Source organism: Sinomonas sp. G460-2, assembly GCF_047759905.1.
Lineage (GTDB): Bacteria > Actinomycetota > Actinomycetes > Actinomycetales > Micrococcaceae > Sinomonas.
This window is the reverse complement of sequence record NZ_JBKZWT010000167.1, coordinates 1-7,891: the sequence shown is the minus strand read 5'-3', so window position 1 is coordinate 7,891 and position 7,891 is coordinate 1. Positions and strand designations below refer to the sequence as shown.

Annotated in this window: 7 protein-coding genes and 1 pseudogene; 2 read left to right on the top strand and 6 right to left on the bottom strand. The window is 71.0% G+C overall.

Features of this window, described 5'->3' with window-relative positions; translation table 11 throughout:
- Positions 1-848, top strand: an 848-nt coding sequence (locus tag ACLN58_RS14485; RefSeq protein ID WP_415855965.1) for an HAD-IC family P-type ATPase, incomplete at its 5' end; no start/stop codon positions are given.
- 237 nt (positions 849-1,085) lie between these two features.
- Here ACLN58_RS14485 and ACLN58_RS14480 read toward each other — a convergent pair.
- Both ACLN58_RS14480 and paaZ read right to left on the bottom strand, forming a co-directional pair.
- Entirely contained in the window at positions 1,086-1,451 is a 366-nt protein-coding gene (locus ACLN58_RS14480) for a VOC family protein (RefSeq protein WP_415855964.1), read from the bottom strand.
- 75 nt (positions 1,452-1,526) lie between these two features.
- Entirely contained in the window at positions 1,527-3,656 is a 2,130-nt protein-coding gene (gene paaZ / locus ACLN58_RS14475) for a phenylacetic acid degradation bifunctional protein PaaZ (RefSeq protein ID WP_415855963.1), read from the bottom strand.
- A 194-nt stretch (positions 3,657-3,850) separates the two neighbouring features.
- Between paaZ and ACLN58_RS14470 the strand changes: the two genes are divergently transcribed.
- Complete coding sequence (locus ACLN58_RS14470; RefSeq protein WP_415855962.1) at positions 3,851-4,654, top strand: GDSL-type esterase/lipase family protein; 804 nt, start codon at positions 3,851-3,853, stop codon at positions 4,652-4,654.
- A 233-nt stretch (positions 4,655-4,887) separates the two neighbouring features.
- Here the strand turns inward: ACLN58_RS14470 and ACLN58_RS14465 are convergent, their stop codons facing one another.
- From ACLN58_RS14465 to ACLN58_RS14450, 4 genes and pseudogenes are all read right to left on the bottom strand, one after another.
- Positions 4,888-5,628, bottom strand: coding sequence for a tyrosine-protein phosphatase (locus ACLN58_RS14465; protein ID WP_415855961.1), 741 nt, complete (start codon positions 5,626-5,628; stop codon positions 4,888-4,890).
- 121 nt (positions 5,629-5,749) lie between these two features.
- A complete protein-coding gene (locus ACLN58_RS14460; protein ID WP_415855960.1) occupies positions 5,750-6,664 on the bottom strand; it encodes a 3-hydroxyacyl-CoA dehydrogenase family protein in 915 nt (304 codons plus the stop codon).
- Positions 6,665-6,666: 2 nt separating this feature from the next.
- Positions 6,667-7,479, bottom strand: a complete 813-nt coding sequence (locus ACLN58_RS14455) for an enoyl-CoA hydratase/isomerase family protein (protein WP_415855959.1) — start codon at positions 7,477-7,479, stop codon at positions 6,667-6,669.
- A pseudogene (locus tag ACLN58_RS14450) lies at positions 7,479-7,891 on the bottom strand (3-oxoadipyl-CoA thiolase); the annotation flags it as partial. The gene ACLN58_RS14455 and the pseudogene ACLN58_RS14450, both read right to left, overlap by 1 nt.

The following is a 7,891-nucleotide window of genomic DNA, read 5'->3' as shown; positions in this document are numbered from 1 at the left end:
GCGTGAGCCCCGCGCAGAAGCGCTCGATGGTGCGCGCGCTCCAGTCGCGCGGCCACACGGTCGCGATGACGGGCGACGGCGTCAACGACGTCCTCGCGCTCAAGGACGCGGACATCGGCGTCGCGATGGGCGAGGGCAGCCCCGCGACCCGCGCCGTGGCCCAAATCGTGCTGCTCGACAACAGCTTCGCGACGCTCCCGCACGTGGTCGGCGAGGGCCGCCGCGTCATCGGGAACATCGAGCGCGTCGCGAACCTGTTCCTGACCAAGACGGTGTACTCCGTACTGCTCGCGCTCATGGTCGGAGTCCCCGGGCTGATCGGCCTCGACGCGCTCCCGTTCCCGTTCCTCCCCCGGCACGTCACGATCACGGGCTGGTTCACGATCGGCCTCCCGGCCTTCATCCTCTCCCTCGCCCCGAACCACGACCGCGCCCGGCCCGGCTTCGTGGGCCGCGTGCTCCGGATGGCGATTCCGGCCGGCGTGGTGATCGCCGTCGCATCGTTCACGTGCTACCTCCTGGTCCGGCCCTCGGTAGCCGACGGCGTCGCGACCCAGGTGCAGGCCAGCACCTCGGCGCTCATCACCCTGATCGCGATCGCGCTGTGGGTCCTCGCGATCGTGGCCCGGCCGTACGAGTGGTGGAAGGTGCTCCTGGTCGGGGTCATGATGGCGGCCTCGTTCGCGATGTTCGCGCTCCCGCTCACGCAGCGGCTCTTCGAGCTCGATCCGGGAAACGTCGGTCACACCGCCACGGCGCTCGCGTGCGCGGCGGCCGGCATCGCGGTGGTCGAGCTCGGCTGGTGGATCGACGGGTGGCTGCGGCGGTCGCGAGCTACTCGGGGCTAGGCGCGGTCCCACCTGTACGCATTTCGCCCAGAATCTGGCCCAGAGCCCCCTGAGACACCTCGAAAGCCGCAGAATCTCGCGGACCGTTGGCCGCCGGGCTTGCTGTCCCTTCCAGTACGCGTACTGGAAGGGACAGGCCGGATCAGCCAAGCGCACGCACACGGAGGGCCGGGCACGAAGCCCGGCCCTCCGCCGTCGCCCGCTCACCCCTCACGGGACGCGACCGGACGCCAGTCCTCACATGTTGTATTCGATCGTCCCGCCCTGATGGAGGCAGATGATGTTGCCGTCAGGATCCGCGAACCACGAGACGCGCTCGTCGCCGGTGGCGTAGATGTGATGCTCGTCCGTCTTGAGATCGGGCAGATCGTAGTCCTCGAAATGCACGCCGTGCCCTTCGAGATCCGCCATAGTGGCGTCGATGTCATCGACCTCGAACGTCAGGGCGGTGTGGCCCGAGTGGATCGCGTTCGCGTCCACCATGAGGCCGAGGGATGCGGTTCCGTCCAGACCCAGGATCATCATCCCGGTCGGGTCCTTTCCGCGGACAGGGAGCCCCAGCGCTCCACCGTAGAAGTCCTTGGCGCGGGCCTCGTCAGCCACGGTCAAGATTGTTGTTGCCGGTCTTGTCGCCAGAGTCATGGCGCACCTCCAGGAGGGGAACTGACGCCACCAATTTTAGGCGGGCCACTCCTTGGCGACGAGGGTCAGAACGTCGTAGGTCGCGACAATTTCGTCGTTCTGGTTTTCGATCAGCGCATCCCAGCGGACCTCGCCGTATTCGTCGGTGACGCGCGGCGTGATCTGCTTCGCCGTGAGCGTCACGCGGATGGAATCGCCCGCGGGAACCGGGGTGACGAAGCGCAGGTTCTCGAGCCCGTAGTTCGCGAGGACCGGCCCGGGCTCGGGCGAGACGAAGAGCCCCGCGGCCCAGCTGACGAGCAGGTAGCCGTGCGCGACGATGCCCGGGAAGAATGGGTTGGCCGCCGCGGCCTCCTCGTTGGTGTGGGCGTAGAACGTATCGCCCGTCTCGTGGGCGAACGCCGAGATGTCCTCGAGCGTGATCTGGCGGAGCTCCGAGCGCACGGCGTCGCCGATCCGCAGCTCCGTGAGCGGCTTGCGGAACGGGTGCGTCGAGGGGTCGGCCGGATCGGCGAGGTGCCGGTCGGCGCCCGTGTGCCACACGCCCGTGACGGCCGTGAGCATGTTGGGCGAGCCCTGGATCGCCGTGCGCTGCATGTGGTGCTTGACGGAGCGAATGCCGCCGAGCTCCTCGCCGCCGCCCGCGCGCCCCGGGCCGCCGTGCACGAGGTGCGGGACCGGCGAGCCGTGGCCCGTGGACGTGCGCGCGTCCTCGCGGTTGAGCACGAGCACGCGGCCGTGGTGGGACGCGATGCCGAGCGTGAGCGTCTGGGCCGCTGCGGGATCGTTCGTGCATACGGTCGCGACGAGCGAGCCGGCCCCGAGGGCGGCGAGCTCGATCGCCTCGTCGAGCGACGAGTAGCCGACCACCGAGGAGACCGGCCCGAACGCTTCGGTGCCGTGCAGGGCCGCCGCGTGGACGTCGTCCCAGGTGAGCACAACCGGGGACATGAACGCGCCGTCCGCGACCACGGCCTTCGCGCCGCCCGCCGTGAGGATCTCCGGCGCGTCGAGCGAACCCCACGCGATGCGCCCGCCCGCCGCGACGAGCGATTCGACCGCGCCGCGCACGTCCTCGAGCTGGTCCATCGACGCGAGCGCGCCCATCGTCACGCCCTCCGCGCGGGGATCCCCGATGACCACCTTCTGGGCGACGCGCGCGCCGATGGCCGCAACGACGTCGTCCACGATCGCCGCCGGCACGATCGTGCGGCGGATCGCGGTGCACTTCTGGCCCGCCTTGACCGTCATCTCGGTGACCACGGAGCGGACGAACGCGTCGAACTCCGGGGTGCCGGGCACGCCGTCGGGCCCGAGGATCGCGGCGTTGAGCGAGTCCGTCTCGGACGTGAAGCGGACGCCGCCGTGCACCACGTTCGGGTGGGACTTGAGCAGGTTCGCGGTCGTGGCCGAGCCCGTGAAGGACACCATGTCGCGGTAGTCGAGCTCGTCGAGGAGCGTCCGGGCGGAGCCGGAGATGAGCTGGAGCGAGCCGGCGGGGAGGATCCCGGACTCGATCATGAGCCGCACCACGGCCTCTGCCACGTAGCCGGTCGGGGTGGCCGGCTTGACGATCGTCGGGACGCCCGCGACGAACGCCGGCGCGAACTTCTCGAGCATGCCCCACACCGGGAAGTTGAACGCGTTGATCTGCACCGCGACACCCGGGATGCGCGAGTAGAGGTGCTCACCCACGAACGAGCCGTCCCGCGAGAGCACCTCCGTGGGCCCGTCCACGATCACGTTGCTGTTCGGGAGCTCGCGGCGGCCCTTCGAGCCGAACGTGAAGAGCACGCCGATGCCGCCGTCCACGTCGACCATCGAGTCGAGCTTCGTGGCCCCGGTCTTGTAGGAGAGCTCGTAGATCTCGTCGCGATGGCCGTTGAGGAACTGCGCGAGGTCCTTGAGCTTGAGGGAGCGCTCGTGGATGGTCAGTCCGCCGAGGCCCGCCTGCCCCACCGTGCGGCCGTGACGAACGACGGCGCCGAGGTCCATCCCCTCGGTGCTCACCGAGGCCAGGGGCTCGCCCGTGCTCGCGTCGCGGACCTCCGCGGCCTTGGGTGCCGCGCCCTGCTCGGGCGTCCACCAAGCGTCGAGGATGTAGCTCGGGACGATCTTGGCCTTCACGAGGGCCGGCTTGGCCGGGTTTGGCGCGGCAGTAGTCATCGTCGACGGTTCCTTCCGATGCGGGGCTCCGGGTGACGGCCGGGCTGCTGACCCGCTGTGAGCTGAAGCCAATTACTGACCGGCCGTTCGGTAATGGCTCTAGAATACACGGGCCATCGGTCCGGCAACACCCGCCCGCCACTCGACGGCGCGAGACCTAGTCCCTCCGCTGCTGCAGGCCTACTCTGGGCGCCATGGTCGCCGCCCAGCCCTTCTCAGTGCGCATCATCCGGACCGTCCTCGCCGCCCTCGCGGCCATCGGTCTCGTCGCGGGAGCCGCAGCGCTTCCTTCTCCCGCGCTGGCCGCCCAAGCCGCTGCCCCGCCGTCGTACGTTGCTCTCGGCGACTCGATCGCCGCGGGAACGGGCGGCGGAACCTACCTCAACGCGTGTCTGCAAACGCCGGGTTCCTACCCCGCGTTGCTTGGCGCGAACGCGAATCTCGGCTGCTACGCGGCGACCACTGCCGACGTCATGGCGCAGCAGGTGCCCTTGCTGCCGTCCACCACCCAGAGGGTGACGGTCAGCGTCGGCGCGAACGACGTCGGGGACCGCGCCGTCGCGACCGCGTGCGCAACGGGACCCGCCTCGACGGCCTGCTCGCAGGCGCTGCACGACGCGGTATTCGTGCTGCTCCCCCAGCTGCCCGCCAAGCTCCGGGCCACGATCGCCGCGATACGGGCCAAGGCGCCCGCCGCACACATCACGCTCACGGGCTACCCGCTGCTCTTCACCCTCTCGGGCCTCCCGGTCGCCGAACAGCCCGTCGCTGCCCAGATCAACGGCGCCGTGGCGCTGCTCAACTCGACCATCGCATTCACGTCGCTCTCCGACGGCGCCTCCTACGCGGATGTCACGTTCGCCTTCTTTGGGCACGGGATCGGCTCGCCGTCGCCCTGGATCCATCCTTTCGTCGCCGGCGACCCGGCCTCGTTCCACCCCACCGCCGAGGGCTACGCGCGCGGCTACGTCCCCGCCGTCGCGCCGTTCGTGAGGTAGCCCCGCCGTTCACGGCTGGCCCGAGGCCGGGAGAGGTGGTTCTTTCACGCTCGTTTCAGGGCCGAAATGGGGCCGTAACACGCTTCGCCGAGCATGGAAGGACAGACGAAAGGAACACGGACAATGACGTCACGGACCGATCAGGAAACCATCGCCCTCGACCGCGAGGGCACCCGCCACGTTGAAATCTCGACGTCGTCGGCCTGGGCCGGCTGGTGGGTGGAGGAGAACGACTAGCCCTTCAGGAGCTCCCGCACGCGCTCGAGTTCCGCGGGCGTCAGGCCGTGCTCGAGGAGGAATCGCTCGGCGTCGATCGACGCGACGAACTCCGCGAGCGCGGCCTGTCGGTCCTCGAGGAGCGGGGCGAGCTCGCCCTCGTCCTGGTAGCTCTCGTAAGGATGCTTGACGGGGCTGACCCGGTGCCACTCGTTGATGCCGCGCACGCTCGCCTCATAGTGGCTCGCCGCGGCTTCCCGGGCCTCGCTCGGGTCGGCGAGCTGGAGCAGGAGCGTCACGATGATCCCCGTTCGGTCGCGCCCCGCCGAACAATGCACGACGACGCCGCCCGGCGCCCCCGCGATGGCGCGGAACACCTCGACGATCCGCTCGGGGAACAGCCGAACGACGCCCGCGTAGCCCTCGGGGTGGCTCAGGTACGGCGGGATGCGGCCAGCGAACGCCTCGGCGTGCTCCGGGTGGTCGGGATCCTCGGTGGGCACGTTGACGATCGCGATCCCCGCCATGGCCTCGGGCCGCACGTCGGGGTCCGTCGGGCGTCGCTTGCGCTCGCCGGGGTTCCGGAGGTCGACCACGGTGCGGACGCCGTCGTCGTACATCTGCCGCCAGCCGCGCTCGGTGAGCCATTCGCTGCGCCCCATGCGGAACACCGAGCCGAGCACGCGCCGCGCGTTGACGGCACCCTCCCACGCGACCGCGCCGCCGGCGTCCCCCGGCCTACGCGTGGTGTCACTCACAGCGCGAGCCTACCGTTGCGGGGTCCCTGGCGCTCCGTTGCGGGGTCCCTGGTCCGGGCACGAGACCCCACAACCCGAGGCACGAGACCCCACAACCCGAGGGACGAGACCCCCGCAACGGTCAGGGCCAGTCGTAGAAGCCCCTGCCGGTCTTGCGGCCGAGTTCGCCGTTGGCGACCTTGTCGCGCAGGATCTGAGGCGGGGCGAAGCGCTCGCCGAGGGTGGAGTAGAGGTATTCGGCGATGCCGAGGCGCACGTCGAGGCCCACGATGTCGGTGGTCTTGAGCGGGCCGGTGGGGTGTTTGTAGCCCAGGACCATGGCGTTGTCGATGTCCTCGGCGCTCGCGACGCCCTCCTCGACCATGCGCATGGCCTCGAGCGCGATCGCGACGCCGAGGCGGGAGGAGGCGAAGCCGGGGGCGTCCCTGACCACGACGGCGGTCTTGCCGAGCGCCTCGACCCACCGGCGGGCGGCCGCGACCGTGTCCTCGCCGGTGCGTTCGGCCACGACGACCTCGATGAGGGTCGAGGCCGGCACGGGGTTGAAGAAGTGCAGCCCCAGGAACAGCTCCGGCCGGGCGAGCCCCGCGGCGAGGCCGCTCACCGAGAGCGAGGACGTGTTCGTGGCGAGGAACGCGTGCGGGGAGATCTGCGCCTCGACCGCGGCAAGGGCGGCGGCCTTGAGCCCGGCGTCCTCGGGCACGGCCTCGACCACGAGGTCGCAGAACGCGAAGTCGGCGTAGTCGGTCGAGGTCGCGAACCGCTCGAGGTAGTCCCCGGCGGTCCCGGCCACGGCGCCGCGCTCGAGCGAGGCCTCAACCGAGGACTCGACGCGCCCGCGCGCGCCTTGGGCGGCCTCAGCGTCGCGTTCGACGACGACGACCTTGGCCCCGCGGGTCAGGAACCCGTGCGCGATCCCGGCTCCCATGCGGCCCCCGCCGAGGACCCCGACGGTGGCCGGGAGGCCCTCGGCGAGCGGCACGTTGCTGCCGGTCTTGAGCCCGAGGGCCTCATTGAGGGCTTGTTCGATGTTCATCGCTACTTCTTCTTCCTCTCGAGGAACTGCTGCATGCGGTCGAACTTGGCCTGGGACTCGAACAGGATGCCCTGGGCCAGGGTGTCGATGAGCGGGTGGGCCTCCCGCGGCGTATGGAACACGGCCTTGGAGATCCGCACCGCGAGCGGATCCTGCGCGGCGATCCGGTCCGCGAGGGCGTTCGCCGCGTCCAGGAGCGCCTCGGGCTCGACGAGCTCGCTGACCAGCCCCGCGTCGAGGCACTCCGGGCCAGTGAGCACGCGGCCGGCGAGGAGGATCTGTTTCGCGAGCGGCTCCCCGACGAGCTCGCGCAGCCGCCACGTGGCCCCGGCCGCGGCCATGATCCCGAGGCCGGTCTCGGGGTTCCCCACGCGCAGGCTCGGGGTGCCGATCCGGAAGTCGGCCGCGTAGGCCAGCTCGGCCCCGCCGCCCAGGGCGTAGCCCTCGAGCGCGGCGATCACCGGCATGGGGAGCTTCGCGATGCGGTCGAACACGGTCGAGTTGATGCCCGCGAGGGCGTCGTCGCGGCGGCGCTCGCGTAGCTGGGCGATGTCCGCACCCGAGGCGAAGACCCCCTTCGCCCCGGCCGCGGCGTCCGCTGGGGTGCCGGAGAGGATGAGGACCTTCGGGTGGGCCTCGAGGTGCGCGCACACCGCGTGCAGCTCGTCGACCATCGTCGCATCGATCGCGTTCCGCACCGCTGGCCGGTCCAGCTGCACGTGGAGCCGGTCGTCCCGCTCGGTGACCCGCAGCGCCGTGAAGCGGGACGCGTCGAGGCGAGCCCCGCCGTCGTCCGCGGTCTCGGGTTCCGCCATCAGACCCCCTCCACGAGCAGGGCCACGCCCTGGCCCACGCCCACGCACATCGTGGCGAGGCCCAGCTTCCGGCTCTGTCCGGCGAGCTCGCGCTCCATCCGGCCCAGCAGGGTCACGACGAGTCGCGAGCCGGAGGAGCCCAGCGGGTGGCCGAGCGCGATCGCGCCGCCGTCGGCGTTGACGATCTCCTCGTCGAACTTGAGCTCGCGCATCACCGCGAGGGACTGCGAGGCGAATGCCTCGTTGAGCTCGATGGCGCCGAGGTCGCCCACCGAGAGGCCGGTCCGGTCGAGGGCCTTGCGGGTCGCCGGGACCGGGCCCATGCCCATGACCTCCGGCGCCACACCCGCCGCGGCCCCATCCAGGATCCGCGCGCGCGGGGCGAGTCCGAAGCGCTCGACCGCGGCTTCGG

Bases quoted from the DNA above. Each gene is read 5' to 3' on its own strand.
- ACLN58_RS14455 (WP_415855959.1), bottom strand. From the start codon at position 7,479: ATGGCGGAACCCGAGACCGCGGACGACGGCGGGGCTCGCCTCGACGCG.
- ACLN58_RS14470 (WP_415855962.1), top strand. From the start codon at position 3,851: ATGGTCGCCGCCCAGCCCTTCTCAGTGCGCATCATCCGGACCGTCCTC.
- paaZ (WP_415855963.1), bottom strand. From the start codon at position 3,656: ATGACTACTGCCGCGCCAAACCCGGCCAAGCCGGCCCTCGTGAAGGCC.
- ACLN58_RS14460 (WP_415855960.1), bottom strand. From the start codon at position 6,664: ATGAACATCGAACAAGCCCTCAATGAGGCCCTCGGGCTCAAGACCGGC.